This is a genomic window from Streptomyces sp. NRRL S-1022 (assembly GCF_000720135.1).
Taxonomy (GTDB): Bacteria; Actinomycetota; Actinomycetes; order Streptomycetales; family Streptomycetaceae; genus Streptomyces.
Genome location: NZ_JOIU01000087.1, coordinates 1 through 1548, shown reverse-complemented (window position 1 = coordinate 1548; position 1548 = coordinate 1). Strand labels below are relative to the sequence as shown.

The following is a 1548-nucleotide window of genomic DNA, read 5'->3' as shown; positions in this document are numbered from 1 at the left end:
CGGCGGCCTCGGGAGGTGGCGCTGCGCTTGGGGCGTTCGACCACCGGTGCGGTGATGACGACCGGGATGCCGGACGGGGCCTGGGCGCCGGTGATCCGGCTCAGGGCCTCGTCGCCCGAACGGACCTGGGTGGTCTGCGGCCGGATTCCGGCGTCCGACATGAGGCGGACCATGCCTCGGCGCTGGTTCGGCGTGACGAGCGTGACGACGCTGCCGGACTCGCCGGCGCGGGCGGTACGGCCGCCGCGGTGGAGGTAGTCCTTGTGGTCGGTCGGCGGATCGACGTTGACGACCAGGTCGAGGTTGTCGACGTGGATGCCGCGTGCCGCGACATTGGTCGCCACCAGCACGGTGACGTGTCCCGTCTTGAACTGCGCCAGCGTGCGGGTGCGCTGGGGCTGCGACTTGCCGCCGTGCAGCGCGGCGGCCCGTACGCCGCTGTTGAGCAGGTCCTGGGTCAGCCGGTCGACGGCGTGCTTGGTGTCCAGGAACATGATCACCCGGCCGTCGCGGGCGGCGATCTCGGTCGTGGCGGCGTGCTTGTCGGCGCCGTGGACGTGCAGAACGTGGTGCTCCATCGTCGTGACGGCACCGGCCGACGGGTCGACCGAGTGCACGACGGGGTCGGTCAGATAGCGGCGCACCAGCAGGTCGACATTACGGTCCAAGGTGGCGGAGAACAGCATCCGCTGCCCCTCCGGACGCACCTGATCGAGCAGCGCGGTGACCTGCGGCATGAAACCCATGTCGGCCATCTGGTCGGCCTCGTCCAGCACGGTGATGCCGACGTGGTTCAGCCGGCAGTCGCCGCGGTCGATGAGGTCCTTGAGCCGCCCCGGTGTCGCGACGACGACCTCGGCACCGCCGCGCAGCGCGCCGGCCTGCCTGCCGATCGACATGCCGCCCACCACCGTGGCCAGCCGCAGCCGCACGGCTCGGGCGTACGGGGTCAGCGCGTCGGTCACCTGCTGTGCCAGCTCACGCGTCGGGACGAGGATCAGCCCCAGCGGCTGGCGGGGCTCAGCACGCTGACCAGCGGTGCGGGCGAGCAGAGCGAGGCCGAAGGCCAGGGTCTTGCCGGAACCGGTGCGTCCGCGGCCCAGGACGTCACGGCCCGCCAGGGAGTTCGGCAGGGTCGCTCCCTGGATCGGGAACGGTGCGGTCACACCCTGCTTGCCGAGTTCGGCCAGGAGTTGCTCGGGCATGTCGAGATCAGCGAAGCCCTCGACGGCGGGCAGCGCGGGGGTGATCGTCCTGGGCAGCGCAAACTCACCCTGCACGGCGGCGGGCCGACGGCCGTAACCGCCGGAGCGGACGGGCCCGCCGGTACGGCGCGGTGCCTGCGAGCCGTAGCCGCTGCCGCCCCTTCCGGCATCGGCACGGCCGTCACGGGAGCGGGCGGGGCGGTCGTTCGTGTACGTGCGGTTCATGCGGAACCTTCCTCGATGTGGCACATATCAAGGAATTCCCGCTGCGATGAATGGCACGGAGAATTACAAGTATGGACCGGTGGCAAAAGAAAGCAGACCTGGCCGGCGAAGACATCCG

The 1548-nt window shown here is 70.8% G+C and carries 1 protein-coding gene; it reads right to left on the bottom strand.

From position 1 onward, the window contains the following. On the bottom strand, positions 1 to 1430 hold a 1430-nt coding region (locus IG05_RS0140880; RefSeq protein WP_030349160.1), incomplete at its 3' end, for a DEAD/DEAH box helicase. Between the last annotated feature and the right edge of the window lie 118 nt (positions 1431 to 1548).